The sequence below is a fragment of the Rhizobium sp. WYCCWR 11146 genome, assembly GCF_013591995.1.
Lineage (GTDB): Bacteria > Pseudomonadota > Alphaproteobacteria > Rhizobiales > Rhizobiaceae > Rhizobium > Rhizobium indicum.
Genome location: NZ_JACCEY010000009.1, coordinates 319,860 through 346,846 on the forward strand (window position 1 = coordinate 319,860; position 26,987 = coordinate 346,846).

A 26,987-nucleotide genomic window follows, 5' to 3' on the forward strand; every position below is an offset into this window, starting at 1 on the left:
GCTTGCGACCCTCTCCGTCTGTGGTCGCCACAGCCCCTTTGCTCCTATCGCCTATTTCAACTCGGCTAGCAGAGCATCGGCACCTTTACGGACGCCCACCATGGAGGCATCCATCGCCGTGAAGCTGGCGCCGATATTCATCGCATTGGGATATTGCTTGGTGACATAGGAAGACAGGAGACGATTGCTCGCAGCATCATAGATCTCCACGGCATAATTCACCGAACCGGTCATCGAACCTTCTCTGCCGCGAGCGGCCTGGACGGTGTTGTACAATCCGCCTGCGACGTCGATGCGCGTGACCGTTCCGAGGACCGCAGTCGTTGCCTTGGCGCCCGTCAGCGTCAGATGCAATCTGAGAGTTGCCGGAGCGGTTGTGCTGACGACAGCAAAGCGCGTCTTCAATTTTTCCGTGAATTGACCCTGCATGTAATTGGCAAGAAATGCTTTGTCTTTTTCGGAGACCTTGCCAAACTGACTGTCAGGACCGTTATAGACGGTAACGGGATCGACAATGATCCGGTTGTACTGGCTCCAGTTGACTTTCGTCTGATAGCGATACGGCACGCGGCCGGTTCTATCCTCAGTGTTCGGCTGGAGCTGCGATGCCGAAGCAAGTCCGGAATAAACCGTGGGGTCAGGGGTCGTGCATGCGGCAAGGCTCGAACAGGCGAGCATCAGTGCGGCGCCGATTTTCAAATTTTTTATCAAGGACTTGGCTCCAGCTTTGGAAATGCCGAATGGCATAGGATCTGCTGGCACCGGTTTTATGGAATTCGAATGTTGCTGTGTTTGCTATGATATGCGGAAATGTTCGCGAACCATCTTTTGCTGCGAAGGCAGCGCGATGCGTGACGACGCCACGACGGGCAGTAAGTCAATGTGACGAAGGGATTGACGGCGAGCCTCCGGGCTGGATCCCGTGAGGCGCGGGAAGATCGATTACGACGACCAAGCCGGTTGGCTTCCTGTCCAGTAACGTCAATTGTCCGTTGTGCGCTTTGGTGACAATTCCTTTAGCGATCGGAAGACCAAGCCCAAGCCCGGAACCGCCTTTGGCACCGATTTGGCGGGATTTGTCCACCTTGAAGAACGGCTCCAGAACTTTCGCCTTGGCCTCGTCGGTCAAACCAGGGCCGTTGTCGCCCACCGATATTTTGATCCCGCCGTCGTCGCTCTCTTGCAGATCGATTTCGACTTGCTTTGCATAACGAGACGCATTGTCGACCAGATTGGTAATTGCCCGCGTCAGGGCCTGAGGTTTGCAGACAAAGGCCAGTCGCCGCGGACCGGTGAAACTCGCATCGACGCCCATGTCGGAGAAGTCTGTCGCAATCGTCTGCAGCAGGCTTGAGATATCGACCTTTCGATCCGTCTCCGCAGTGGATGCGTCTTTGAAAAAGGCCAGGCACTCGTCGATCATGAAACTCAAGGTGGCGATATCGGCCAGCATCAGGCTGCGAAGCTCGGGCTCGCCGGAACGCTCGGCACGCATCCGCAATCTCGTCAGCGGCGTCCTGAGATCATGACCCACGCCACTCAGCATTCTTGTTCGATCCTCCGCCATGCTCTGAATTCGATCGCTCATGACGTTCAGCGATTCCGCCAGACTTCGAATCTCGGCTGCGCCGTCCGGTTCGAAAGGCTTTTCCCAACTGCCTTCCATGCTCGCTCGCTTTGCAGCGACGGCAAAGTGCCTCAGAGGTTCGGTGATAAGCCAGCTGCTGAAATATGCAAGCAGCACCAATGGGATGACGATTTTCAAAAACCCGCTCGCGGCTGCCGGAACAAACCAGACATAGCTTGGAAAAACCGGCAGTTGAAAGACGAGGGCACGCTTGTCGTCAATTCTGACAGTCAGGACATCCGGGTGCGATTGACCGATGACGAAGCGATGAAATGCCGCAAAAATATTGTCGGCGAGCATTGTGTTGATACGCGCCACCAATTCGCTGGGAGATACCATCTGCTGTTTGCCGGCAAACGGCTGCTCCAGCGACAATTTCTCGACCCCAACACCGAGTGCCGCTGCTCTCTTGAGAACGGTGACTTCGTCTTGCGCTGAACCTGCCTGGGCAAATTGCTCCGCGACCATCGCCGCTCTGGCAGCAAACAGGCCGTTTTGAAACCCGCGATCATGACGGCCGTAGATATAGGGCTCCATGGCGGTCGCCACCACGGAAACGAGCACGACAAGGAAGGTCGCCAATATGAGGATCTGGTTTTGGATCGAAGCTTGCCGAAAATTTCTCAAGAGAGACGCTCTACCTTGGATGCGAAGAGATAACCGCCCAGCCGCACCGTCTTTATGAAGGTCGGATCTTTCAGATTTGGTTCGATCTTTTGCCTAACCCGGCTGATGTGGGCGTCGATGCTGCGCTCGACCGGCCCCGCCGATCCGGCATGTGTCATCGACAAGAGCTGTTCGCGCGTCAAAACCTTGTTGGGATTGCAGCAGAAGGCCAGGAGGATATCGAACTCCGCGGTTGTCATGGAAACCTGCGCTCCATCCGCGTCGTGGAGCTGGCGGCTTTTTGGATCGATGCGCCATCCCGAAAACAACATGGGTCCAAGTGCTTCCTCCTGATGATGCGCATATGAAGCTCTGCGGAGAATACTCTTGATCCGGGCTAGCAGCTCGCGGGAGTTGAATGGTTTCGTGACATAGTCATCGGCTCCGAGCTCCAGGCCGAGAATGCGGTCGATATCCTCCTGGAGCGCCGTCAGCATCAGGATTGGCACCGAGCACGACGCACGAAGCCGCCTGCAGATGCTAAAACCGTCCTCGCCCTGCAACATCGCATCGAGGACGATGAGATCGAATTGCTGTCGCGCCATCATTCGATCCATAGCCGCGCCGCTTTCCACCGACGAGGCCTCGAAGCCGCTGCTTCGGACAAGATCCACCAGCATATCCGCGATGGCGGGATCGTCTTCGACGATGAGGAGATGAGCCTGATTCGGAACTGCCATTTCATATGCCATCGTCATTCGTTCTCTAGCGGGAAGATGTCTCTCGGCGCGAAATTACCACGTTTCACCGTGTCTCGGTCAGGCGGCCTCGGCCCCTGTCACCACCACACGATCTGTCGCCGCACCGACACGGCTCCGCCTTCAGGATATCAAGTATCGTGCAATGCTATATTCGATAATGTTGAGATATGTTGCGGGATTTCAGACACGGAGTCCGCCGTCAAAACTGCCTTTCGAGGTCACCGCTGACTTCCACATGGTCACCTTGGATGGCGCTGTCGATGATGACGGTGGCGATGAAACACATCCGAACGACGAGCAGGCAAAAGAACACCAGAGAGACGATCGCAGTCGTGTAATGCTTCAATGCCGAGCGCTTCGGCAGCCGTGCGGTCAGTCTATCGAGGATGTTTCTGGTGAACCGACCGAGCGCCACGAGCAAGAATAACGCCGTGATGATATATCCGCTTGCTGACGCTGCCCCGAGCAACTGAAAGATCAAAAGACACCCGCACCAAGTAAGAAGTTCTGGTTTCGGAACGACGGTTTCAAGCTGAAGAAACCCGGCAGAAAGATGCCCATAGGATCCGTCCAGAACGTTGCGCAGCGTGGACAGCCGGAGAGACGGGGCGCGGTCATGGGGATCTGAGCCGGGTGAAGACCGGTCCGTCGGGGATGAGAATGCGCCCACGTCTAATCGGCCCGTTCTGCGCCAGGCGCGGCGCGGCGACTTAACAGAAGAGATGTGGCGGCCCGCCACCGGGATGCCTTCGCCGTGCTTGCAATCACTGTCTCGTTTGCGGCCGGATCTTTTCGGACTGCACTAATCCTGCCTGTCCTTGACTCCGTGAGGGCCGCGATCCTTCTCAGAAATGCGTCGCTGTCGAACTCCTTCGAGGAGCGGACGGACTTCGTGGCCGACTGGACAGTATGGAAGAACACCTCCAGATTGATGACCAGTATCGGCTTGATGTTTCGGACCATGTCGATATCCGATCGCATCGTTACGGCCAGAAAATATCGGTCCGAACGCAAGGCGTCGAAAAGTTCCGGCACCGAGGACACAGCCGCCGCGACATATCCGTTCTCATTCAATTTCGAGACGATATCGCAGGCAGCGTCTTCTCCGAGAAAGACGAGAATTGGCTTTTGCTGATTGCTTTGCGCGGAAGACATCACTGGCACACTCCTGACCTGTCGCCAAAAGTGTAGCCCGCATCGACGCTTCTGTTTGTTCGGTTTTATTCGGTTTTATTGCGCCACGGAGCGTCCGCGAAATTCATCAAATTCAGCGCCGAAGACCTTCGAATTTCGGGGGCATTCACGACAACACCGCCCTGAGCCAGGGAGGCATTTTGCTCGTTCGCTTTCTCAGCAGCTTGTCGATCGATATCGATCCCGCACCCGAAACCGCCAGCACGAACATGCCGCCGGCAATCGCCAGGTCCTTCTCGAAATGCAGCAGTTCGTTCTGGCTCGCTAAATTCGTGTGAAAGAGCAAGGCGGTCGCCAGGCAGAAGAGCGCCAGCGCCAATGCACCAAGCCGGCTGAGAAAGCCTGTCGCAACCGAAAGGCCGGCGCCGATCTGAAGGGCAATGGTGGCAAGCGCCAGCGGCGCCGACAGCCCCAGTTTTGCGAAAATGTCGAAAGTCGCCGTGATATCTGCAGCGAGCGACCAAGCTTCGTGCAGGAAGATCAGCGACAGCAGAAGCCTGCCGATGAGAAGAATGAGATCGGCCAATCGGGGCCGGTTTGAGGCGCTTTCCATCATATCCTCCGGTTTGAAGAGCAGGTGGTTAGCCCGCTTCGGCAAGATGCATTATAGCAGGCTCGCCCCGACATTGATCGCAAGCGCCAGGATCGTCGTATTGAACAGAAACGACAGCACGGCATGCAGCAGCGTCAGCTTGCGCATGCTGGTCGAACTGACCGCGACATCCGCCGTCTGTGCGGCAACACCGATGGTGAAGGAGAAATAGAGGAAATCCCAGTAGCCGGGTTCTTCGATCTCGTCGGGAAACTTGAGGCCACCCTCCTCGTCCGCCCCGCCATAGAAATAATGGGCATAGTGGATGGTGAAGAGCGTATGCAGGAAGATCCAGGAGATCAGGATCGTCAGAACCGCAACACCTGCCCGCGCCAGCGCGACATCAGGTGCCGCCTCCTTGATCGAATGAAGCTCGAGGCCGATCCCGGCAATGCTGGCAAGTGCGGCACCGATCGACAGAGCCAGCAGGACGGTGTCGGAGAAGTCGAGATCCGCCGAGCGTTTCCGGATGCTTTCAACCGTCGCCCGCAGCATCTTGCGCCAACTGAGCGCGACAAAAACGCCGGCGCTGACATTCCAGCCGAACAGGATATTGCCGGCGCTGACTTCGCGCGAGGTGAGCGCCAAGAAGACCACCAGTCCGGCGACAACGGCGATGATGAAGCTCGCATGCTTGTAGGCAAATGCCGCAAGCGAATTTGCCCGTTCCTCATCCGCCATATCGGTCTCCGACAGCATATGCCCTGGATAACAGCATGAAAAAGGCGCGCCTGCCAGCCGGCAGCCGCGCCTTTAGAGCCTTTCCGGGTTAGATTGCAGCATTCTGCCGGAGCAGGTTTTCGTCAGGGCAAAGGCGATTGGCGAAGGGCATACCCCAAGATAAGTCCGAGCCGATCGCCTTTGATCCTGGCGGAAAGATGCCCGGCCCTTCGGGTTGGCTGAAACGGGCCGGCTGATCGACCGGCCGGCTTGGCCGTAGAGCCGGGCTACGACACGCGCCGGCCGGTCGACCATCCGACTCCGTTTGAGCCAACAGAATGCTGCAATCTAACCCGGAAAGGCTCTAATTGTATGCCGAGCCTTATCAGGCGGCGGCGAGCTGCAGTTCCTTCTGCACCATGGTGCGCAACGTTCCGAGATCCTTGGCGAAGGCGCGGATGCCTTCGGCGAGTTTTTCCGTTGCCATCGCGTCTTCGTTCATCATCCAGCGGAAGGTCTTCTCGTCGACGGAGACCTTCGGATCCGGCTTGCGGCTCTCCGGCGAGAGCTTGCGCTCCAGCTTGCCGTTATCCTTGGCGAGTTCGTCGAGCAGGTTCGGGCTGATGGTCAGGCGGTCGCAGCCGGCAAGGGCTTCGATTTCGCCGGCGCTGCGGAAGGAGGCGCCCATGACGATCGTCTTGATGTCGTTCGTCTTGTAGTAGTTGTAGATTTCACGGACGGAGATGACGCCCGGATCTTCCTCAGGGGTGAACTCCTTGCCGGTCGACTTCTTGTACCAGTCGAGGATGCGGCCGACGAAGGGCGAGATCAGGAACACCTTGGCGTCGGCGCAGGCGATCGCCTGGGCCTTGCTGAAAAGAAGCGTCAGGTTGCAGTCGATGCCTTCCTTCTGCAGCACTTCCGCGGCGCGGATGCCTTCCCAGGTGGAAGCGAGCTTGATGAGGATGCGGTCCTGGCCGATGCCGCGATCCTTGTAGGCGGCGATGATGGCGCGCGCCTTGGCAAGCGAAGCCTCGGTATCGAAGGAAAGATCGGCGTCGACTTCGGTCGAGACGCGGCCCGGAACGAGCTTCACCAGGGCTGCACCGACGGAGATGGCCAGACGATCGGCGACGGCGGAAGAAACGGTTTCCGGATTACCGCCCTGCTTCTTGCCCCAGGCGACGGCTTCCTTGATGGCGTCGGCAAACATCGGCGTGCCGAGAGCCTTGAGCACGATGCTCGGGTTCGTCGTGCAATCGACCGGCTTCAGGCGGGCGACGGCTTCGATGTCGCCGGTATCGGCGACCACGGTGGTAATCTCGCGAAGTTGGTCAAGCTTGGATGTCATGGTCAATAATCCTTGTTGAACTTGGGCTGCGACCGGCGCGAGTTCCGCCGGGCAAAGGTGATCTACCGACAGGTTGTTTGCATGCTGCAGGCGAAAATGCGCGCATCCGTCACGGATGATTCATAAACGTGAAGGACAGTGGCCGTGTTCCGGCCGCGAACGAACGGCTGCTCGCACGCAAGCGATGCCGCCTGCGGCTGGAAGGCCGGTCGTGACTTTCGGCATGCCCGCACTATGTCCTCCTCGGACGGACAAGAACGACGTGTGTCACCCGGACTATCGCCATTCGCCTTGCGAAAAGTCAAGGACATTTGTGCATTTCAATTGACATAAGTGTCACACCCGTCATTATCCCCGGCAACAAAAGCGTCGCTAAGGCCTTTCATCCCATCAGGGATCTAGGGCAGGAAATCGTGCGGAGGAGATGTGGTCAAGCTCAAACGCGGCACGCACACGGCCTATTCGGAGGCATCCTCGCTGCGGCTCAGGGCGGCATGGCTCTATTACAACGAGGGTCTGACCCAGAAGGACGTCGCCGAACAGCTCGGCATCAGCCGCACCACGGTGATCCGCCTGCTCGACGAGGCGATGAAACGCAGCGAAGTCCAGATCTGGATCAACGATTCGATCGGCGACTGCGTTGAACTTTCGGTGAAGCTGGAGCTTGCCTATGGCCTCGACGAGGCGATCGTCGTCCCTGCGCCGGTCAATGGTGACGTCAATTCGCTGGCTAAAAATGTCGGCCTGGCGCTCGGCCAGTTCCTCTCGGAAGCCATCCCCGACGACTATACCATCGGCGTCGGCTGGGGCCGCACCATGACCGCTTCGCTGTCGAGCTTCCGGCCGCCGCGCCGCGCCAATTGCAAAGTCGTCTCGCTCTTGGGCGGCATCGTCGCCGTGCATCAGACGAACCCGATCGATTACACATGGCGGCTGGCAAACCAGCTCGGCGCCGAATGCTACATGTTCCTGGCGCCGCTCCTCGTCGATTCCATCGAGACCAAGCGCAATCTGATCGAGAAATGCGGGCTGGACACGATTTATCGTCTCGCCGAAAACCTCGATCTGGCGATCGTCAGCTGCGGCGATATCGGTCCGCATTCGACCTCGCTGTCGGAGGGCTGGATCTCAAAGGCCGAGCTGCAGGAACTGATCGATGCCGGCTGCGTCTGCGACACGATGTTCAACTTCCTCGACAAGGACGGCAATTCGGTCGACCACTCGATCAATCGGCGCGTGATGTCCGTCGATCTCGATACGCTGAAAGAGGCGAAGCATATCGTGCTCTCCTCCGGTGGCGCCCATCGGGCCGTGGCGATCCGTGCGACGATCAAGCGCATCGGCTGCAACACGCTGATCACCGATGAAAGTGCGGCACGGGCGTTATTGGAACTGGCCGAGACGTCACCGTCTGTCATTTCTCCACAGCAGGGAGAAGTGGCAGAGCGATAAGCGGCGAACGACCCGCCGCTCCGCCCAGGAAACCTCATTCAGGCGTGCGCCGATTCCCAGCCGAGCATCGCCCGTTTGCGAGTGAGGCCCCAATGGTAGCCCGTCAGCGCGCCGTTCTTGCCAAGCGCCCGGTGGCAAGGCACCACGAAGGAGATCGGGTTTGCCCCGACCGCCGCACCCACGGCGCGCTGCGCCGTCGGCCGACCGATATCGTTGGCGATATCGGAATAGGTGACGGCCTTGCCGAACGGGATTTTCAGCAGGCTCTGCCAGACGCGCACCTGGAAATCCGTGCCGATCAGCACGACACGCAGCGGTTGATCGGAGGACCATTTGCCGGGCTCGAAGATGCGGGCGGCATAGGGAACCGTCGCCTGCAGGTCTTCGACATATTCGGCGTTCGGCCAGCGGCAGGTCATATCCTCGAGGCAGGCCCGCTCGTCGCCGGAATCGCTGAAGGCAAGGCCGGCAAGGCCGCGGTCGGTCACCATGATCAGCGCCACGCCGAAGGGGCAGATGTGGAAGCCGTAGCGGATGATGAGACCACCGCCCTTGGCCTTCCATTCGCCGGGCGACATCGCCTCATGGGTGACGAAAAGATCGTGCAGGCGGCTCGGCCCGGAGAGGCCGACCTCAATCGAGGTCTCGAGCAGCGGCATGTCTTCCTTGCGCAGCAGCCGCTTGGCGTGGTCGAGCGTCACCGCCTGCAGGAAGCCTTTGGGCGACAGCCCGGCCCAGCGGGTGAAGGTCTTCTGCAGCTGGGTCGGCGACTGGTTGAGCCGCGCCGCGATCGCCTCCAGTGAAGGCTGGTCGCGGTAATCCTCGGTGATGAGTTCGATCACCCGACGGACAATGTCATAATCAGGGCCGTCAGGCGTGATGTCTGTCTGCAGGTTGGCAATCATATTCATCGTCTTTCTCCTTGTAACAAGGAGATAGTCAATAGGGCGTGAGCAAACCACCCGATTCTTGCGTAGCCGCTGGATAGAGCAATGCCAGGAAAAGTGCGAAGCGGTTTTCCGTCCGGAATTGCGTAAAAACAAAAGCTAGAGCGGTTCTGCGCTTCCGTGAAAAGCTGAACCGCTCTAGCTCAGATCCGCTGCTTGACCGTCGCCAGCGCTCCCTTGAAGGCCTTGGCGAAGCTTTCGCGATCATCGGGATTGAGGAAGGAGCCGATATCCGTGCGCCGGCCTTCGCCGAAGATATGCATGGAAAGGATGCCGATCTCGTGGTGCCGGCGAACGAGGAAGCGCGTCCAGAACGGATTGAAATGATGCTCCACCATCCGTCCCGATGGCGCAAACTTGCGCACCGACACGTCCGTACGCGATACCGTCACCTGTTCGCGCGCTTTCCCGGAGCGGTAATTCAGCCAGAAGGCGCCGTAGAGAAGCAGAAAATCCACTCCGAAGAACAAGCCGATCGGCCAGGCCCCCGTCGCGATGAAGAACGTGCCGTAAAGCAAGCAGACGGCGCCGGATAGGGCAAGCAGCACCTTGAAGCCCCGGCGGCCGAGCGACCGGTGGGGAAAGAGCTCGGCAGCGAAAACAGGCTGCTCATTGAAGCTGTCGGCGTTGCTTTCCGTCATGGCTGCTGATTATAGAGTTTCCATGGCGAATCCGAAACTCAAATCCGTTACCAAGACGCCGCAGGACGCGAATGTGATCGCCCGCCGCAAGCCGGCGGCCGCGGTGCGCACGGCCTATTCGCTGGCCGAGCGCGAGGAGATCTTCCGCCGCTTCTCGGTGCAGCGGCCGGAACCGAGAGGCGAGCTCGAGCACACCAACCCCTTCACGCTCGTCGTCGCCGTCGCGCTTTCGGCGCAAGCAACCGATGTTGGCGTCAACAAGGCGACGCGCGCGCTCTTCAAGATTGCCGATACGCCGGAAAAGATGCTCGATCTCGGTGAAGAGCGGCTGCGCGACCACATCAGGACGATCGGCCTCTACCGCAACAAGGCGAAAAACGTCATCGCGCTCTCGCAGATGCTGGTCGACCAATTCGGCGCCAAGGTGCCGGAGACCCGCGACGAACTGGTGAGGTTGCCGGGCGTCGGCCGCAAGACCGCCAATGTCGTGCTTTCCATGGCTTTCGGCCAGGCGACGATGGCCGTCGACACGCACATCTTCCGCATCGCCAATCGCATCAGGCTTGCCCCCGGCAAGACGCCCGACGAGGTCGAGGCGCGGCTGATGAAGGTGATCCCGAACCATTACCTCTATCACGCCCATCACTGGCTGATCCTGCACGGTCGCTACACCTGCAAGGCGCGCCGGCCCGAATGCGAGCGCTGTATCATCGCCGATCTCTGCAAATCGCCGGAGAAGAGTTGGGATGTGCCGGCGCCGCTGGTCGAGCTACCGCCGCAGGTGATCGGCGAGGCCGTCGAGTAGGACAGCGATCGCCTGCTCGTAATGCCGCCTTTCAGCGCCCACTTCGATCGCGATCGCCGCGCGATCGAAGGCCGCCGATAGCAGCGACGTCAGCGGTTCGAGCATAGCGCCGGCCTCTGGAAGCATCGCTGCAAGCCCTGCCCGCAGCGTCGCTTCCGCATTCTCTGCATCGATTGTCGCACTCGCCAGCGGGCCGAGAACGGCAGGTGCCTCGATCAACAGCAGCCGCGTGCGCCCTTGCGCCATCATCGCATCGAAATAGGCCGAGGCACCGGCGATCAGCATGGCACGCGGCGCGCCGTAGGACGCCGAGCGCGCCTCGATCGCCGCGGCCACCGCGCGCGCCTCGCATTCGATAACCGCCCGAAAAAGCGCCTTCTTGTCTTCAAAATGGTGGTAGAGCGCGCCCCGCGTCACTCCCGCCGCCGTGACGATCTCCGGCGTCGCGGTTTCGGCATAACCTTTCTCGACGAAGAGACGTCGACCGGCATCGATCAGTGCCTGCCTCGTCTGCTCCGTTCTTTCGCGATTGCTGCGGCTCATGCACGCCTATTTACATACAAACAGAATGTATATAAATAGTCAAAAACATACACATTGTATGTAAACAAAAAAGGAGGAAAACGAGATGAAATCGACGAGCTATTACCCTGTCATCATGACCGACGACGTTGCCGGCACCGCCAGCTTCTATTGCACGCATTTCGGCTTCAAAGCTCTGTTCGAAAGCGACTGGTATGTTCACCTGCAATCGGCAGAGGAGGAGCATATCGCGCTTGCCATCCTTGACGGCAGCCACGAGACCATCCCGGCCATAGCCCGCGGCAGGGTGTCCGGCCTGCTCCTCAATTTCGAGGTCGCCGATGTCGATGCGATCTATACAGCCTGCCGGAACGCCGGCCTGCCAATTCTCAGAGAAATCCGCGACGAGGATTTCGGCCAGCGGCATTTCATCACCGCCGATCCGAACGGCGTGCTGATCGACATCATCAAGCCGATCCCGCCGAGCGCCGAATTCGCGGCGATGTACGACGCCTCCGCCCTGCCCGCTTGAGCCTCAGGCTCGCAACCCGGTGTCTCGTGCGGAAACCAGCTTGTGCAGATGCACCATCATGCCGGCGGCAAAAAGCGGCGTCAGAAGATTGACGATCGGGATCGCCAGGAAAAGGGCGATCATCAGCCCGCCGAGAAAGACGGTGGAGGCATGCTTGGCGCGGAAGAGCCGCGCCTCATCCGGCGAACGGAAGCGCATGGCGGCGAATTCGAAGAATTCCCGTCCGAGCAGATAGCCGTTCACCAGAAAGAACGCGACCAGATTGACGCCGGGTATGAACAGCAGCAGCAATGCCACGATATTGCCGAGGATCACCACGCCGAGGAACTTGATCGAGCTTGCCATCGCCGGACCGAGCGGCATGGCGGTGCCCGGCGTGTCCTTGGGATAGTCGCGCTTTTCGATGACCTCGGCGACGTCGTCGAGAAACAGACCGGCAATCAGCGCCGTCACCGGCGACAGCAGCAACGCCAGCATGAGAGCAAGGCCGATACCGGCAAAAATTGCGAAGATGAGAGCGAACCACCCCGCCCAATCCGGCATATCGGGAAAGAAGCTCGTGAGCCAGGGAAAGAGAAAGGCCATGAAGGCCCCGCGCAGCGCGAACCAGAGGCCGACAAGCACGAGAACCGTCAGGCCGAGCACCTTCCAGAAGACAGAGCGTGTTTCCGTTGCGAACAGATTGGCGAGCGAAAGTCGAGCGGCGTCAAGAATCATGTCTCAGGCGTCTCCGGTTGCGCCGAAGATGTAGGGAAGATGCGGGCCACCGACAAGAGAGAATAAAATTGCATTCAGTAATAGAAAACTTGTCGAAAACTAAATACTAATATAATATTGTGACATACATGAAATACGCACGGGCCTGAGAAGCAGCTTCCGAAATAGTTGCAAAGACAAGGGGTCGCAACAGCGCATCCACGGAACGCCTCTGAGGAAGATGGGGAGGCTGCCGTGGAAGACTTTGTGCAAAAACTCAGGCAATACGCAAAAACCGGCACACCGGCCGAGCGCCGTATCGCGAAATATTTCACCGAACATCTGAACGACCTGCCGTTCGAGACGGCTGCGTCCGTTGCCGACAGGCTGGATCTCTCGCCGATGACCGTCGGGCGCTTCCTGCGCTCGCTCGGTTATCAGGGATTGGACAGCGTCAAGGTGGAGATTCGCGAGACCGTGACGACATCGCCGGCGCAATTACAGAGCGCCATGAGCGAGCTGCATGCCGACGCCGCGGAGGGCAAACCGCTGGCCGTGCTGGTTGCCGAACAGATCCAGGCCCTCCATCATATCTATCATCTGACGGCGCAGCCGCACTGGTCGGAAGCCGTCGGCTTGATCAGCACTGCCCGCGAAGTGTCGATCGCCACGCATGCGCGGCTCGCAAGCCTGGCCAATCATTTCTGCCAGCGGCTGACACAAGCCCGCGACGGCGTGCGCACGCTCGACGCCGCCGACAATCGTTTTGCGGAACTCTTCGCCCGGCTGGCGGTCGACGACGCACTGCTCGTCATCATCGATTGTCGCCGCTTCGCCAAGGCGCGGCTGCTTGCCAGAACGGCGCGGCGCTACGGCTATAAGGTCGTGCTCATTTCGCCGCAGCAAGCGGACTGGATGGCGGACCAGTCGAACGTCATGCTGCCTCTGCCGCCCGCTCGTGCCCCCGATCTCGACAATCTTCCGCCGCTGATCGCGCTGCTCGACTGCCTGTCGGAATCCGTCATCCTCCAAGTCGGAGAGGAGGCGGCACTTCGCCGCCGCCGCATGATGGAGTTCGCGACCGTGCTCGGCGAGACGGCGAACCACTAATTTAAAGGGACTATGCGCAGGTTCAGAGTGATAGAGTTCCTTTAGCGCGTCTGAAAGACACGCGCTGCTCTATTGCATCGTTTCCAATTCGGCGCGGTGCCGGTGCATGGCGAGAAGACGGCGGTAGTCGCGGTCGTAGAGCGCCTGCTTCGCCTTGTCGGGAAGCCGTTCGTCGGCGCCCGGATACATCGCCTCGCCGGCCGCCGCCAGATCCTTGTACAGGCCGCAGGCGACGGAGGCCGCGATCGCCGTGCCGAGCAGCACCGCTTCGTTCATCTTTGGCACCACGACCTTGCAGCCGGTCGCATCGCTATAAAGCTCCATCAGCACCGGGTTTTTCACGTGTCCGCCGGCGATATGGAGCGTATCGGTCATGTAGCCGTATTCCTTCATCATTTCCAGAATATGGCGGATGCCGAGCGCAATCCCCACCGCAGAGCGCCAATAAAGCGCGCAGAGCCCGTCGAAGGACGTATCGAGCGTCAGTCCGCTGACGACGCCGACCGCATGCGGATCGGCGAGCGGCGAACGGTTGCCATGGAAATCCGGCAGCACGAAGATCCGCGCACCGAAGGCATCGCCCTCCTCGGCCCGCAATTCGGCGATACGCGCGACGATCCTCTGATGCAGCGCCGCCGTCGGCTCGCCGCCGGCCGCATGCATGCGCACGATGTGGTCGAGTAGCGCGCCGGTCGCCGATTGCCCGGCCTCCACCAGCCAGGATTGCGGGAAGACAGCCTCGTAATAGGGACCCCACATGCCATGGCTTGGCTTGCGCTCCCGCGAGAAGGTAACGATGCAGCTCGATGTGCCGGCAATCAGCGCCAGTTGGTGCTCGCGTTTGACAGGATCAGCGGCATAGCCGCCGAGCGCGCCGAGTGCGCCGGCATAGGCGTCGATCATCCCGGCGGCGACACGGCAGTCCACAGTCAGCCCCAGCGCTTCCGCCGCTTCCTCAGTCAGCCGACCGACGCTGTCTCCGACAGGCGTGGTCTCATCCGGCAGGTGGCCGCGCGCCTGAAGGTCCTCAAGGCCGATTCGTTCCAGGAAATCCTGCTGCCAGCCCTTTTCGAGATGGGCGAGATAGTTCCATTTCGCCGTCAGCGTGCAGCGCGAACGGGCGGCCGATCCGGTCGATTTCCACGTCATGAAATCGGCGAGATCGAAGAAGTAGCCGGCCTTTTCCCATGTGGCGGGCAGCTTCTTCTTCAGCCACATCAGCTTCGGCATTTCCATTTCCGGCGACATCACGTGGCCGGAATGTTCGAGCACCCTGTGCTCCGTCGCCGTGCAGAAATCGGCTTCCTTCAGCGCCCGGTGATCGAGCCAGACGATCGTGTCGAAACGCCTCTCGCCGCCTGTGGAAACGCTGAGCTGCCGACCCTCGAGGTCACGGACGACGAGCGAACAGGTGGCGTCGAAGCCGATCGCTCCGACCGAGGCGGCGGCGATGCCGGATTGCTCCATCGCCCTGCGCACTGACGTGCAGGCGGCCGACCAGATGTCTTCGGAATCATGCTCGGCATGGTTTTCGCGCGACCGGTTCATCACGATCGGATGCTCGGCCTTGGCGAGCAGACGGCCGCGTGCATCGAAGACGCCGGCGCGCGCGCTGCCCGTGCCGATATCCACCGCAACCACATGATCACGCATCAAGTCTTGGTCCCGTCCAGCTTATGGTTGCGGACAAGGTGTATCAAATCCGGCATGGCGTCAAACACCACATCAGGCGAAAGGCGGTCGAGTTCGGCACGATATCCGGTGAAATTGGCGTGTGATCCGCCGGTAAAGGCAAAGACCGTCATACCTGCCGCCTTGGCGGCGGCAATGCCGGCCGGGCTGTCTTCGACGACAAGGCAATGAGCCGGCTCAACCTGCATTTCACGCGCCGCATGCAGGAAGAGATCGGGCGCCGGCTTGCCGCGCTTGACCATCGTTGCGCTGAAGATGTCGGGCAGCCTGTCGAGAAGCCCAGTCACCGATAGCGACAACCGGATTCGTTCCATCTGGCTGGAGGAGGCAACGCAACAGCGAACGCCTAGCCCGTCGATCGCCGCGGCGATACCGTCGAGCGGCTTCAGTTCCGTGCGGAAACGGGCGTAGAGTTCGATGCGGATACGCTCGAGGAATTCCTCGTCGGCATGGACGTTGAATTCGGTTTCCAGCGTATCGATGAGGGTCGACAGGCTGCGGCCGAGAAAACGCTCATAGGCCTGGTCCTCGGTGATCGAGACGCCGAGATCGTTCATCGCCCCGACGAGCACGCTGATCGAGATCGGCTCGCTGTCGACGAGTACGCCATCGCAATCGAAGATCACCAGCCGTGTTTCAGCATCAGCCATGCAAGACCCAACCTGAGTTCAATTCGAACGCGTTACCGTCCCGCTTCACTCGCAAGGCCGGATGAATGGCGGCAGTAGAGACCGCCACCGAATTTCTTACACTGCGAGCTTGCCGTCGAGATAGAGCTGCAGCGTCTCCCGCGTGCCCTTTTCCCACAGGGTTTTGAGAGCATGGGCAAAACGCTTGCGGAAAAGTTCGGATTTCGCCACTTCGCCGAAAATATCGTCGAAGGCGAGGAAGGCCGACGGATCGTCCTTGGCTTTCAGCGCTGCCGCATGCAGGCGCTCTGCGCTCGCGTCGTTGAAGACGATATCCTTGCCGCTGTCGGTCTTGCCGGCGAAATAACGGCACCAGAGTGCTGAAACCAGCGCCAGACCGACGACATCCCTGCCCTGACTCAGATTGTCGAGCGTCGACGGCAGGATGAATTTCGGTTGACGGTTCGAGCCGTCCTGCGCCAGCCGCGGAATGGTGTCGGCAATCTTCGGATTGAGCAGGCGATGTTCGATCAGCGCGAAATAATCCGTCAGCGACGTGTTCGGTACCGGCGGTACGATCGGAATGATCTCGTCTTTCTCGAGCTTGGCGAGGAAGGCGCGGATCAGCGGGTCTTCCATGGAATCATGCACGAAATGAATGTCCATCAGCGCCGCCGGATAGGCGATCGCGGCATGCCCGCCGTTGAGGATGCGGATCTTCATATGCTCGTAAGGCGTGACATCGGCAACGAAGGTCACGCCGACCTTTTCCAGCGCCGGCCGGCCGGCGGTGAACTTATCCTCGAGCACCCATTGCTTGAATTCCTCGCAATAGACCGGCCAACTGTCCTCGATCTGGAAATTGTCCCTGAGGAAATCGATCTCGCGCTGGCTGGTCGCCGGCGTGATTCGGTCGACCATGGCGTTCGGGAAGGCGACATTCGCGCGGATCCAGTCGGCAAAGGCAGGATCCGAAAGTGCCGCCGTGCCCACGACGGCATTGGCGGTGACGATGCCATTATGGGGAATGTTGTCGCAGGACATGACGGTGAAGGGTCCGATGCCTTTGTCCTTGCGCGCCTTCAGGCCGGCAACGATCAGGCCGAACACCGTCTTCGGCGCATCGGGGTTCTCGCCGTCTGCGGCGATCGCCGGATGGGCCGGATTGAACGTGCCTGATGCATCGATGAAATAACCGCCCTCGGTGATCGTCATCGAAACGATGCGGATTTCGGGATCGGCAAGCCTGCCGATGATCGCAGCGGCATCGCCGACCGGCAGGATGTCGATCATCGGTGCAGTGACGCGCGCCGCCGTCTTGTTGTTGTCCTGTTCGACCACCGTCGTCAGGAAATCCTGCGCCGCAAGCTTTTCGCGCATAGCGGCATCCGACGGCAGCACGCCAGCGCCGACGATCGCCCAGTCGTGATCCGTGCCCGCGTTGAAGAGATCGTCGAGATAGATCGCCTGATGGGCCCGGTGAAAATTGCCGACGCCGAAGTGCACGATGCCGGCTTTCAGCGACGCCCTGTCATATCCAGGGATGGCAGCAGTGCGCGCCACATCCGATAGCGTTGCCAGCGATAGTTTGCACGTCATGTTTCAGTCCTCTTGAAGGTCTTCTTGCCGAGACGGCCGGGCGCCATCGTCCGGCTCGCATGCCTGCCCCCGGCCCGGCCGCCTGCCTCAGATGGCAAGACCGCCTTCGTTGAATTTATGAATACGCGAACGGTCCGGCGTCAGGAAGACCGTATCGCCCGCTTTGGCGGCGAAATCGCCGCTGCCGCGCGCCGTCAGCATGCCGATGCCATCGGCATCGATATGCAGGAAGGTGTCGGAACCGAGATGTTCGGCGACCACGACCCTGCCCTTCCAGTCGCCGCTTTCCATCGACAGCAGCACATGTTCGGGCCGGACGCCGATGGTATGAGCGTTGAGCGCGGCGGCGTTTTGGCCGGTGATGAAGTTCATTTTCGGCGATCCGATGAAGCCGGCGACGAACAGGTTGCGGGGGCGACTGTAGAGTTCGAGCGGCGATCCGACCTGCTCGATATTGCCCCTGTTCAGGACGACGATCTTGTCGGCCATGGTCATCGCCTCGACCTGGTCGTGGGTGACGTAGACCATCGTCGTCTTCAGCTGCTGGTGCAACTCGCTGATTTCGAGGCGCATGTTGACGCGTAGCGCCGCATCGAGGTTAGACAGCGGTTCGTCGAACAGGAAGGCCGAAGGCTGACGCACGATGGCGCGGCCGATCGCCACGCGCTGGCGCTGGCCACCGGACAGCTGGCGCGGCTTGCGCTCGAGATAGTCGGTGAGATTAAGCACCCGGGCGGCATCGCTCACCTTGCGATCGATCTCCGCCTTGTCGATGCCGGCCATCTTCAGCGGGAAGGCGATGTTGTTGCGCACGCTCATATGCGGATAAAGCGCATAGGACTGGAACACCATGGCAAGGCCGCGCTCGGACGGCGCCTTTTCGGTGGCGTCCCTGCCGTCGATGACGATCTTGCCGCCGGAGACGTCCTCGAGCCCGGCGATCAGCCTAAGCAGCGTGGACTTGCCGCAGCCCGACGGGCCGACGAAGACGACGAACTCGCCGTCCTTGATGTCGAGATCGATCGAAGGGATGACCTTGGCTTCGCCGAAGACCTTGGAAACCTTCTGAAGGGTAATGCTGCCCATGTTTCTCTCCCTTTTATGTTATTTCACAGCGCCGAAGGTCAGGCCGCGGACGAGTTGTTTCTGGCTGAACCAGCCAAGGATCAGGATCGGCGCGATGGCCATCGTCGATGCCGCCGAGAGCTTGGCGTAAAACAGACCCTCGGGGCTGGAATAGGAGGCGATGAAGGCCGTCAGCGGCGCCGCCTTCGAGGCGGTGAGGTTAAGCGTCCAGAACGCCTCGTTCCAGGCAAGGATGATGTTCAAGAGCAGCGTCGAGGCAATGCCGGGCACCGCCATCGGCGTCAGCACGTAGACGATCTCCTTCATCAGCGACGCCCCATCCATGCGCGCCGCCTCGAGGATCTCGCCGGGGATTTCCTTGAAGTAGGTGTAGAGCATCCAGACGATGATCGGCAGGTTGATCAGCGTCAACACGATCACCAGGCCGGTGCGCGTGTCGAGCAGGCCAAAATTGCGGAACATCAGATAGATCGGGATCAGTGCGCCGACCGGCGGCATCATCTTGGTCGACAGCATCCACATCAGCACGTCCTTGGTCCGCTTGGTCGGCGAAAACGCCATGGCCCAGGCGGCCGGAATGGCAATGATCAGGCCGATCAGCGTCGAGCCGAAGGAGATGATTACCGAGTTCATGAAGTGGCCGAGATAGTTCGACCGGCTCTGCACCTCGGCGTAGTTCTCCGTCGTCCAGTGGAAGAACAGGAACTGCGGCGGCGAGGCAATGGCATCGGCCTCCGACTTGAAGCTGGTGAGAAACGTCCAGAGAATCGGGAAGAAGATCAGGATACCGAGCGTCCAGGCGATCGCGGTGACGATGAGCTTGCGCTGCGTTGTGACTTTTCTGGCCATCTCAAGCCTCCAGATTCTTGCCGACGAGGCGGACGAGGAAGATCGCGACGATATTGGCGAGGATAACAGCCACGATGCCGCCGGCCGATGCGCCGCCAATATCGAACTGGAGAAGCGCCTGCACGTAGACGAGATAGGTGAGGTTGGTACTGTCGGTGCCCGGCCCGCCATTGGTGGTGACGAGGATTTCGGCAAAGACCGAAAGCAGGAAGATCGTCTGGATCAGGATCACCACGGTGATGGCGCGCGCCATATGCGGCAGGATGATGTAGATGAACTTCGAGATCGGCCCGGCGCCGTCCATTTCGGAGGCTTCCTTCTGCTCCTCGTCGAGCGACTGCAGCGCCGTCAGCATGATGAGGGTGGCAAACGGCAGCCATTGCCAGGCGACGATCAGAATGACGGAAAACAGCGGCGCATTCGCCAGCCAGTCGATCGGCTGCAGGCCGAGCGCCTTGGCAAGATGGGCAAACAACCCGTTGACCGGGTTCATGAACATGTTCTTCCAGACCAGTGCGGCCACCGTCGGCATGACGAAGAACGGCGCAATCACCAGGATGCGCACGATGCCCTGGCCGTACATCGGCTGGTCGAGCAGCAGCGCAAAGGCGATGCCGCCGATGACGGTGATCAACAACACGCCGGCGACAAGCAGCAGCGTGTTGATCAGCGCCGCGAAGAAGGCCGGATCCGTCAGGAAGTACTGATAGTTCAGAAAACCGACGAAGCTTTCCATGCCGGGGTTGAGCAGATTGTAGTTCAGCAGCGAGAAGTAGATGGTCATCGCCAGCGGGACGATCATCCATGCAAAGAGGAGCAGCACGGAGGGCGCAATCATCAGGCGCGCGGAGGAGCGGGTATGTAACGTTGCCATGGCAATCACCGATCTGGACTGAAGCGGGGAGCGGCCGCAAGGCAGCTTTGTCTGGAAAAAAGCGGCCGCCGATGCAGTTCGGGCAATCGGCGGCCCAGAGGGGCGGATTGTCAAGGATCCGCCTCTTGCTCAGGAGGTTTTACTTAATGTAGCCGGCCTTGGTCATTTCGCGGGTGGCCAACTGCTGTGCTGCCTGCAGGGCCTGGTCGACCGAGAGCTGGCCGGCAAGAGCTGCGGAGAACTGCTGGCCCACCGCCGTGCCGATGCCCTGGAATTCCGGGATCGCCACGAACTGGACGCCGACATAGGGAACCGGCTTGACGGTCGGCTTGCTTGGATCGGCCGCGTTGATCGAGTCGATCGTCATTTTGGCGAAGGGAGCCGCCTTCTGGTATTCCGCATTCGCATAGAGCGAGGTGCGGGTGCCCGGAGGTGCGTTCAGCCAGCCTTCCTTCTCGGCGACAAGCTTGGTGTAGTCCTTGCTCGTGGCCCAGGCGACGAACTTCTCGGCCGCTTCGGCCTTCTGCGAACCTGCTGGGATGGCGAGGCTCCAGGCCCACAGCCAGTTGCCGCGTTTGCCGAGACCCTTGTCGGGAGCGAGCGCGAAGCCGACCTTGTCGGCGACGGTCGAGTCCTTCGGATTGCTGACGAAGGATGCGGCAACGGTGGCATCGATCCACATGCCGCACTTGCCGGTCTGGAAGAGCGCCAGGTTCTCGTTGAAGCCGTTGGAGGAAGCGCCCGGAGGGCCGGCATCCTTCATCAGCTTGACGTAGAAGTCGAGCGTGTCCTTCCATTCGGGCTGGTCGAACTGCGGCTTCCAGTTTTCATCGAACCAGCGGGCGCCGAAGGAGTTGGACATCGCCGTCAGGAAGGCCATGTTCTCGCCCCAGCCGGCCTTGCCGCGCAGGCAGATGCCGTAGACTTCCTTGTCCTTGTTGGTGATCTTGCGGGCAGCGTCGGCAATGAAGTCCCAGGTCGGGGCGTCCGGCATCTTCAGGCCGGCAGCGTCGAACAGGTCCTTGCGGTACATGACCATCGAGCTTTCGCCGTAAAACGGCGCCGCATAGAGCTTGCCGTCCATGGTCAGGCCGCTGCGGATCGCCGGCAGCAGGTCGTCGACGTCGTAATTGGCGCCGAGATTGTCGAGCGGCACCAGCCAGCCCTGCTTTGCCCAGATCGGAACTTCATAGGTGCCGATCGTCAGAACATCGTACTGGCCGCCCTTGGTCGCGATGTCGGTCGTGACCTTCTGGCGCAGCACGTTCTCTTCGAGGGTTACCCATTCAAGGTCGATGCCGGGATTCTTCGCCTTGAAATCATCCGTCAGCTTCTGCATCAGGATCATGTCGCCGTTGTTCACGGTTGCGATTGTCAGCGTCTCGGCCGAAGCCATGCCGGCAAACGCCAGTGCTGAGCAGGCGCCCAGCATAAAAGTTTTCAATGTCATAATCTTCCTCCCAGAAGATGGGGTGTGAGCATTCGCTTCGCTCATGGGCAATTACTCAACAAACGATAACGAATGTCAATCGGCAATCGTTGCTGCGATGCCGAAGAGGGTATTCATCCAATTGATTTAACTAGGATATTTTTTGCTCAATTCCTGAGCAAAAACTCAGCAGTCTCTTCATCGGTGATCAAAGCATTGATTTGATGGCCGACAACGGCAGCCCTGATCGCCTTGAACTTGCGCTTGCCCTTGGCGAGCCCAATGACCATCGATGCGTCGCGGGACGGGATCGGCGCCGATGCAACGCGCTCGTTGATCGGGTTGTCGATCAACCTGCCGTCGACATCGAAGATCCAGCCGCAGATCTCGCCGACGGCCCCCCCGCGCATCAGCTCCATCATCTCGTCCTTCTCCAGAAAACCGTCGACGCAGAGCGGCCCATCGATGCCGAGCTCGCCGATGCCGACGAAGGTGACATCGGCTTGCGCGCTCATATTCAGCGTCGAGCGCACCAGCTGTTGGCCATGCAGCAGCTCCCGCTCCTCCGCCGAGGTGACGAGCACCGGCAACGGCATCGGATAGTGTCGCGCCTTCACGGCATCGGCCATGCTGAAGATGACGTTGTAGTAGGCCGCCGATCCGTCCGGGGCGATATTGCCGGTCAACGAAACGATGCGGTGATTGGGACATTCGATCGCCGGAAGCTGGTCGACGGCCGCCTTCAGCGTGCGGCCGGTCCCAATGGCGAGGACGATCGGCTCTGGCCGTTTCAGCCACCGCTCGATCTCGGCCGCAGCCGCCTCGGCGATACCGACCGTCGTCGACGACGACGCGGGATCGCTCGGCACCACCTCCACATGTTTCAGCCCGAATTTCCGCCGCAGCTGACTGCCGAGCTCCAGGCAGGCGGCGATCGGATGATCGAGCCGCACCTTGATCAGGCGCTCGGCGACCGCCAGCGACACCAGCCGCTGCGCCGATTGCCGCGAGATGCCCATCGCAGCGGCGATTTCATCCTGCGTACGCCCGGCGACGTAATAGAGCCAGCCGGCACGCGCCGCGTCGTCGAGCCGTGCAGGGGTCTCGGATCTTTTCACCATCTATCGCCTACCGCGCAAAATGAGCCGGCGTGCCGCCGCCGAACATGATTTGAGTCTGTATCGCGCCAGATCAAAACAAAATTCCGGCAAATGTCGAGCCTGTTGCAAAGAGGTCGGCCAAATAACCGCCATCACTCAAGCAAACTCCGTTTAGGCAAACCATTGCACGACGAGATAGATCGCCGCCTTCACGAGACCGTAAATCACCCCGCCGGCGACGACGAGCGACACGGCCGTCATCACGAAGCCGATGAGCGCGAAGAGCCCGTCACGGCCCAAGATCCCGAACGCGAAGACGGAGATCGTGACGGCCGGCAGGATATTGCCGAGCGGGACCGGCAGCAGCAGTACGATCGACAGCAGCAGGCATGCCGCCCCGGCAAGATATTCCGCCGGCGGTTCGGCGAAGATCGCAAGCCTCGGCTTCAACATGCGCTCGGCCCAGGCGAGCCAGCGATGGATGCGGCCGACAATGGTCTCGAAATCCTCCCGGCGCATCGAACGGTTGGCAATCACCTTCGGTAGCCAGGGCTTCAGCCCGAAGGTCAGCTGTGCTGCCAGGAAGACCAATGGCGCACCGAGCACGGCCGAGGTGCCCGGCGGAGTGGGAAAGGCGTTCGGCAGCGCGAAGATCAGCATCAACGCGCTGATCGCCCTGTCGCCCATCGTGTTGAACAGATCGCCGATCGAGATCCGTTCGCGGCTCTGATCGGCGGCCATCTGCCGCAAAATGGATGAGAGGCGGCGGCCTTTGGGACGTGCTCTTCGGATGGTACTGTTTTCTCTCGTATCGATGGTCGTGGGTCCGGCAGTTGATGAAAGTGTAGGGCCGGATTTTGGCGATGCAATATGCCAATTGAATGACTTGCGGGGTTAGAAATTGCGGCTGCGATCGGAGCCGATGGGCGTGGGCTCACCGGACTTCTCTAACGTGCCATCACGGATGGAAGACGGAAACCCGTCCCGCCTGTCCCATCTCCCGCCGGTGGCAGAGATATCAAGCAGAACAGAGGGGATGCCACACGGCACGACCCTAAAGCCGGCGGCACCACCGCCGAATGAGCGCTTGAAATTCCCCGCCAACAATGCAAGCAGACGCTGGGAGACCAGAGAAACGGCAGAGTGGCAATGATCATTTCATTCGACATCGGCGGCTCCGCCATCAAGGGCGGCATCGCACGCTCCGAGACAGACATCGTTCCCCTCGGCCGCCGCCCGACGCCCAGGGATGATTTTGCCGCTTTCGTCGAGACCCTGCGCGGCATCATCGCCGAAACCGGTGAGCAGCCGAGCCGCATCGTCCTTTCCATCGCCGGCGTCGTCGATCCCGATACACAGCGCCTGATCTGCGCCAACATTCCCTGCATCCACGGCCGCACGCTCGCAGCCGACCTCGAAGCCGAGCTCGGCCTGCCGGTGCTGATCGCCAACGACGCCGACTGTTTCGCGATGGCCGAAGCCGGTCTCGGCGCCGGCCGCGGCCACCGCATCGTCTTCGGCGCCATCCTCGGTACCGGCGTCGGCGGCGGCCTGGTTGCCGACGGACGCCTCGTCAACGAGGCCGGCGGCTTTGCCGGCGAATGGGGTCACGGGCCGATCATCGCATCCGCAGCCGGCAATCCGCCCGTCGCCATTCCCGCCTATACCTGCGGCTGCGGCCAGAAGGGTTGCGTCGACACTGTCGGCGGCGCCCGCGGCCTGGAGCGCCTGCATAAGACGCTGCACGATCTCGACCTTGCCAGCGAGGAGATCATCGCTCAGTGGCGCCATGGAGAGGAGAAGGCGACACGGACGATCGACGTCTATGTCGATCTCGTCGCCTCGCCCTTAGCACTGACGATCAACATCACCGGCGCGACCATCGTACCGGTCGGTGGCGGGCTTTCCAATGTCGAGCCGCTGCTTGCCGAGCTCGACCACGCCGTGCGCGTCCGCATCCTGCGCAAGTTCGAGCGCCCGCTGGTGGTGCGCAGCGAATGCCGCATCGAACCCGGCCTGATCGGCGCGGCACTTTTGGGACTGAAGGCCGAGGCGGCCTGAAGCAGTTCCACGAAAAGTGCGAAGCGATTTTCCGTCCGGAATTGCGATTCCTTAAAGCATCGGCCACATCCGAACGACCGCTGCGAATCGATCCCAGTCCTTGCGCGCCGAAGGCGTCCAGGCAGCCTCGGCGATTGCCGGGAGCCGCGGAAAAACCAGCCGGTTGAAATAGGCGCGCGAGAGGAAGTTCTCGGTCCAGATGCAGGCCTGGATGCCGCGCATCTTCTCCTGCAGCGCCTCCGGCAGCTCGCCCTCAGCCTCGTAAGCATAGGTATGTTCCGGCGGTGCGTAGCCCGCCCAGCTGGCGCCGGGCTCGGCCCAGGCCTCTGCCTGCGCCATGTCGAGATAATAGGCTTGCCCCGGTGTCATCACCACGTCGTAACCTTGCTGTGCGAGCTCGATGCCGACCTCGGACTTTTCCCAGGCCATCAGCAGCGTGCCGTCACGATCGACCCCGCCGCCATGCGAGACCTCGTTCCAGCCGACGAGTTTCTTGCCGCGCTCCGACAGCATGGCTTTGATACGTTTCAGGAAATAGGATTGCAGCTCGGCGGTGCCGGCAAGTTTCTCCCGCTCCATCAGCACCTTGCAAAGCGGCGAGGAAAGCCAGGCGCCATGCGCCACTTCGTCGCCGCCGATATGGAGATATTCGCCGGGAAACAGCGTCACCATTTCGTCGAACACCTTGCCGAGAAATTCGTAGGTGAATTCTACAGCCGGATTGAGAGCGTTGTTCGGATAACCCTGCACCGAGCGGTAACTGTCCGGCGCCTCCTGCCCGTCGACGAGCTCGGGCAGTGAGAACAGCGTCGCCATGCTGTGGCCTGGAATATCGATTTCCGGCACCACCTCGATATGCAGCGAGGCTGCATGCGCAACGATCCGCCTAGCGCCCTCCTGTGTGTAATGGCCGGCGCGCGTTTGCGCCCCGTCGCCGAGCTGCGGCACGAGCACTTCGTCCGGGCCGCGCCGGGCGCCGATCTCCGTCAGCGCGGGGTAGGCTTTGATCTCCAGCCGCCACGCTTCGTCATCGGTCAGATGCCAGTGGAAGATGTTGAGCTTGTTCCAGGCGAGAATATCGATCAGCCGCGCGACGTCCGCCACCGGATAGAACTGCCTGGACACATCGAGATGGCAGCCGCGCCAGTCATAACGCGGCTGGTCGGCGATCGTGCCGAAACTGGGGAATTTGAAGTGCTCGCGATCGGCGCGGGCGCCGTGCAGCAATTGCGCCAGGCTGATCAGCCCGTAATGCCGCCCGGCATCATCCGCACTCGAAAGCACGATCTCATGCGCGGTAAAACGCAATTCGTAAGCGAAGGCAGCGATCGACGATTCGGTGACGAAACGAATGGCCCGCCCGCCTTCGACGGCACTGAGGGAAAACGGCACGTTGTCGGCCGGATAGAGCCGCTGGTAAAGCGCGAGAACCAGCGAGAGTGCCTTGACCGCATCGGCCCGCGTCCGCGCGGCCGGATAAAGGACGACCGGCAGCTCTCCAGCCTTCAGCCCGAGCGCCAGCGGCCAGGGCAGCAGCGAATAGGGTTCCTCGGCCCGGCCCGGCGGCAGAATGGGCGGCGCCACGCCACCATCCCGGCCTTCGAGCATCAGATCGCCGAAACCAACCGGAACGTGGCGCCCGTCGCCAAGTGTCAGATAGGCCGACTTGACGCCTGATGTCATATGTTTCGGCGCCCTGGTCAGCCCCTCGACCGTGAACCGCCAGCGCCCGCCGGGCGGCACGCTCAGCCCCTCGGGCGGCAGGAATTCATGGAAATGCGCGACCCGCCGCTTGAGGCTGCCGCCGTCGCAGACATGTTTGTCGGCAATCCGCGTCTCTGATGTATAGGCGAGCGAGAAGCCGGACAGCGGTTCGGTCGAAAGGTTGAAAAGCGTGAAGGTGAGGCGCCCGAAATTGCCCTCGATCGGGCTCCAGCTTGCTTCCAGATGGTAATCGGCCATGGTCGTGCCCTGCCTCGTCGCTGAGTGGCCGGGATCGCGGTTGGTCTCCCGGCATGCTTTCGCAGCTTAGCTTTTTCGAGGCGGCAATGGAATCGGCGCGCAGCTCCAAGACGGAGCAGGCTGTAAAGACTGCGCGGCGCTGTGGGCAGCGACGCGCTTTGATGAGGAAGCTGTGACCTGCAAGGAAAACGGCGCGGCTTTCGCCGCGCC

At 60.7% G+C, this 26,987-nt stretch carries 27 protein-coding genes; 5 read left to right on the top strand and 22 right to left on the bottom strand.

Annotation, left to right across the window (positions count from 1 at the left end; translation table 11 throughout):
* Positions 1-51 precede the first annotated feature (51 nt).
* The 8 genes from HX899_RS05820 to tal form a co-directional block, all read right to left on the bottom strand.
* Positions 52-711 carry a DUF3313 domain-containing protein gene (locus tag HX899_RS05820; protein ID WP_210259077.1) on the bottom strand — a complete coding sequence of 220 codons (660 nt, stop codon included), beginning with the start codon at positions 709-711 and terminating at the stop codon, positions 52-54.
* A gap of 166 nt (positions 712-877) precedes the next feature.
* The gene (locus HX899_RS05825) at positions 878-2,254 is read right to left on the bottom strand and encodes a HAMP domain-containing sensor histidine kinase (protein ID WP_138333221.1); all 1,377 of its coding nucleotides are present in this window, start codon (positions 2,252-2,254) and stop codon (positions 878-880) included.
* Positions 2,251-2,991, bottom strand: a complete 741-nt coding sequence (locus tag HX899_RS05830) for a response regulator (RefSeq protein ID WP_181291826.1) — start codon at positions 2,989-2,991, stop codon at positions 2,251-2,253. Before HX899_RS05830 ends, HX899_RS05825 begins: the two co-directional genes overlap by 4 nt.
* Before the next feature lie 202 nt (positions 2,992-3,193).
* Positions 3,194-3,472, bottom strand: a complete 279-nt coding sequence (locus tag HX899_RS35555) for a hypothetical protein (RefSeq protein WP_138333540.1) — start codon at positions 3,470-3,472, stop codon at positions 3,194-3,196.
* 194 nt (positions 3,473-3,666) lie between these two features.
* Positions 3,667-4,158, bottom strand: coding sequence for a hypothetical protein (locus tag HX899_RS05840; protein WP_138390619.1), 492 nt, complete (start codon positions 4,156-4,158; stop codon positions 3,667-3,669).
* Positions 4,159-4,294: 136 nt separating this feature from the next.
* Positions 4,295-4,744 carry a DoxX family protein gene (locus tag HX899_RS05845; protein WP_138390644.1) on the bottom strand — a complete coding sequence of 150 codons (450 nt, stop codon included), beginning with the start codon at positions 4,742-4,744 and terminating at the stop codon, positions 4,295-4,297.
* Positions 4,745-4,792: 48 nt separating this feature from the next.
* Complete coding sequence (locus tag HX899_RS05850) at positions 4,793-5,461, bottom strand: DUF1345 domain-containing protein (RefSeq protein WP_138333213.1); 669 nt, start codon at positions 5,459-5,461, stop codon at positions 4,793-4,795.
* A 364-nt stretch (positions 5,462-5,825) separates the two neighbouring features.
* Positions 5,826-6,791: a transaldolase gene (gene tal, locus HX899_RS05855; protein ID WP_181291827.1), complete on the bottom strand. Its 966-nt coding sequence runs from the start codon at positions 6,789-6,791 to the stop codon at positions 5,826-5,828.
* Positions 6,792-7,217: 426 nt separating this feature from the next.
* On the opposite strand from tal, the gene HX899_RS05860 reads away from it, so the two are divergent.
* The gene (locus tag HX899_RS05860; protein ID WP_181291828.1) at positions 7,218-8,243 is read left to right on the top strand and encodes a sugar-binding transcriptional regulator; all 1,026 of its coding nucleotides are present in this window, start codon (positions 7,218-7,220) and stop codon (positions 8,241-8,243) included.
* Positions 8,244-8,281: 38 nt separating this feature from the next.
* Here HX899_RS05860 and HX899_RS05865 read toward each other — a convergent pair whose 3' ends face one another.
* Both HX899_RS05865 and HX899_RS05870 read right to left on the bottom strand, forming a co-directional pair.
* Positions 8,282-9,154 (bottom strand): bifunctional helix-turn-helix domain-containing protein/methylated-DNA--[protein]-cysteine S-methyltransferase, encoded by an 873-nt coding sequence (locus HX899_RS05865; protein ID WP_168310108.1) that lies wholly within the window; start codon positions 9,152-9,154, stop codon positions 8,282-8,284.
* Between the two features lie 179 nt (positions 9,155-9,333).
* The gene (locus HX899_RS05870; protein WP_181291829.1) at positions 9,334-9,831 is read right to left on the bottom strand and encodes a DUF2244 domain-containing protein; all 498 of its coding nucleotides are present in this window, start codon (positions 9,829-9,831) and stop codon (positions 9,334-9,336) included.
* Between HX899_RS05870 and nth the strand changes: the two genes are divergently transcribed.
* Positions 9,830-10,636 (top strand): endonuclease III, encoded by an 807-nt coding sequence (gene nth, locus HX899_RS05875; protein WP_181291830.1) that lies wholly within the window; start codon positions 9,830-9,832, stop codon positions 10,634-10,636. The two genes, HX899_RS05870 and nth, sit on opposite strands and share 2 nt — an antisense overlap.
* Here the strand turns inward: nth and HX899_RS05880 are convergent.
* A complete protein-coding gene (locus HX899_RS05880; RefSeq protein ID WP_181291831.1) occupies positions 10,601-11,179 on the bottom strand; it encodes a TetR family transcriptional regulator in 579 nt (192 codons plus the stop codon). The two genes, nth and HX899_RS05880, sit on opposite strands and share 36 nt — an antisense overlap.
* A gap of 85 nt (positions 11,180-11,264) precedes the next feature.
* On the opposite strand from HX899_RS05880, the gene HX899_RS05885 reads away from it, so the two are divergent.
* The gene (locus HX899_RS05885) at positions 11,265-11,690 is read left to right on the top strand and encodes a VOC family protein (protein ID WP_138333201.1); all 426 of its coding nucleotides are present in this window, start codon (positions 11,265-11,267) and stop codon (positions 11,688-11,690) included.
* A 3-nt stretch (positions 11,691-11,693) separates the two neighbouring features.
* Here the strand turns inward: HX899_RS05885 and HX899_RS05890 are convergent, their stop codons facing one another.
* Entirely contained in the window at positions 11,694-12,407 is a 714-nt protein-coding gene (locus HX899_RS05890) for a sulfate transporter family protein (RefSeq protein WP_138390622.1), read from the bottom strand.
* A 234-nt stretch (positions 12,408-12,641) separates the two neighbouring features.
* Here HX899_RS05890 and HX899_RS05895 point away from each other — a divergent pair, with 234 nt between their 5' ends.
* Positions 12,642-13,496 (top strand): MurR/RpiR family transcriptional regulator, encoded by an 855-nt coding sequence (locus HX899_RS05895; RefSeq protein WP_003543085.1) that lies wholly within the window; start codon positions 12,642-12,644, stop codon positions 13,494-13,496.
* 69 nt (positions 13,497-13,565) lie between these two features.
* On the opposite strand, the gene HX899_RS05900 is transcribed toward HX899_RS05895, so the two are convergent.
* The 9 genes from HX899_RS05900 to HX899_RS05940 all read right to left on the bottom strand — a co-directional run bounded on the left by HX899_RS05900 (position 13,566) and on the right by HX899_RS05940 (position 23,504).
* Positions 13,566-15,149: an FGGY-family carbohydrate kinase gene (locus tag HX899_RS05900; protein WP_181291832.1), complete on the bottom strand. Its 1,584-nt coding sequence runs from the start codon at positions 15,147-15,149 to the stop codon at positions 13,566-13,568.
* Entirely contained in the window at positions 15,149-15,838 is a 690-nt protein-coding gene (locus HX899_RS05905) for an HAD family phosphatase (protein ID WP_138333196.1), read from the bottom strand. The genes HX899_RS05900 and HX899_RS05905 overlap by 1 nt, the downstream gene beginning before the upstream one ends.
* A 96-nt stretch (positions 15,839-15,934) precedes the next feature.
* Positions 15,935-17,416, bottom strand: coding sequence for a mannitol dehydrogenase family protein (locus HX899_RS05910; protein WP_138333194.1), 1,482 nt, complete (start codon positions 17,414-17,416; stop codon positions 15,935-15,937).
* 87 nt (positions 17,417-17,503) lie between these two features.
* Positions 17,504-18,502: an ABC transporter ATP-binding protein gene (locus HX899_RS05915; protein WP_064650896.1), complete on the bottom strand. Its 999-nt coding sequence runs from the start codon at positions 18,500-18,502 to the stop codon at positions 17,504-17,506.
* A gap of 18 nt (positions 18,503-18,520) precedes the next feature.
* Positions 18,521-19,351 (bottom strand): carbohydrate ABC transporter permease, encoded by an 831-nt coding sequence (locus HX899_RS05920; protein WP_003543125.1) that lies wholly within the window; start codon positions 19,349-19,351, stop codon positions 18,521-18,523.
* A 1-nt stretch (position 19,352) separates the two neighbouring features.
* Complete coding sequence (locus HX899_RS05925) at positions 19,353-20,225, bottom strand: carbohydrate ABC transporter permease (RefSeq protein WP_138333192.1); 873 nt, start codon at positions 20,223-20,225, stop codon at positions 19,353-19,355.
* A 139-nt stretch (positions 20,226-20,364) separates the two neighbouring features.
* Positions 20,365-21,675 carry a sugar ABC transporter substrate-binding protein gene (locus HX899_RS05930; protein ID WP_138333190.1) on the bottom strand — a complete coding sequence of 437 codons (1,311 nt, stop codon included), beginning with the start codon at positions 21,673-21,675 and terminating at the stop codon, positions 20,365-20,367.
* Between the two features lie 146 nt (positions 21,676-21,821).
* The gene (locus HX899_RS05935) at positions 21,822-22,775 is read right to left on the bottom strand and encodes a sugar-binding transcriptional regulator (RefSeq protein WP_003543131.1); all 954 of its coding nucleotides are present in this window, start codon (positions 22,773-22,775) and stop codon (positions 21,822-21,824) included.
* Between the two features lie 150 nt (positions 22,776-22,925).
* Positions 22,926-23,504 (bottom strand): exopolysaccharide biosynthesis protein, encoded by a 579-nt coding sequence (locus tag HX899_RS05940; RefSeq protein WP_081374213.1) that lies wholly within the window; start codon positions 23,502-23,504, stop codon positions 22,926-22,928.
* A 399-nt stretch (positions 23,505-23,903) separates the two neighbouring features.
* Here HX899_RS05940 and HX899_RS05945 point away from each other — a divergent pair, with 399 nt between their 5' ends.
* Positions 23,904-24,815 carry an ROK family protein gene (locus HX899_RS05945; protein ID WP_138333186.1) on the top strand — a complete coding sequence of 304 codons (912 nt, stop codon included), beginning with the start codon at positions 23,904-23,906 and terminating at the stop codon, positions 24,813-24,815.
* 51 nt (positions 24,816-24,866) lie between these two features.
* Here the strand turns inward: HX899_RS05945 and HX899_RS05950 are convergent, their stop codons facing one another.
* Positions 24,867-26,777 carry a beta-N-acetylhexosaminidase gene (locus HX899_RS05950; RefSeq protein ID WP_138333184.1) on the bottom strand — a complete coding sequence of 637 codons (1,911 nt, stop codon included), beginning with the start codon at positions 26,775-26,777 and terminating at the stop codon, positions 24,867-24,869.
* Positions 26,778-26,987 lie beyond the last annotated feature (210 nt).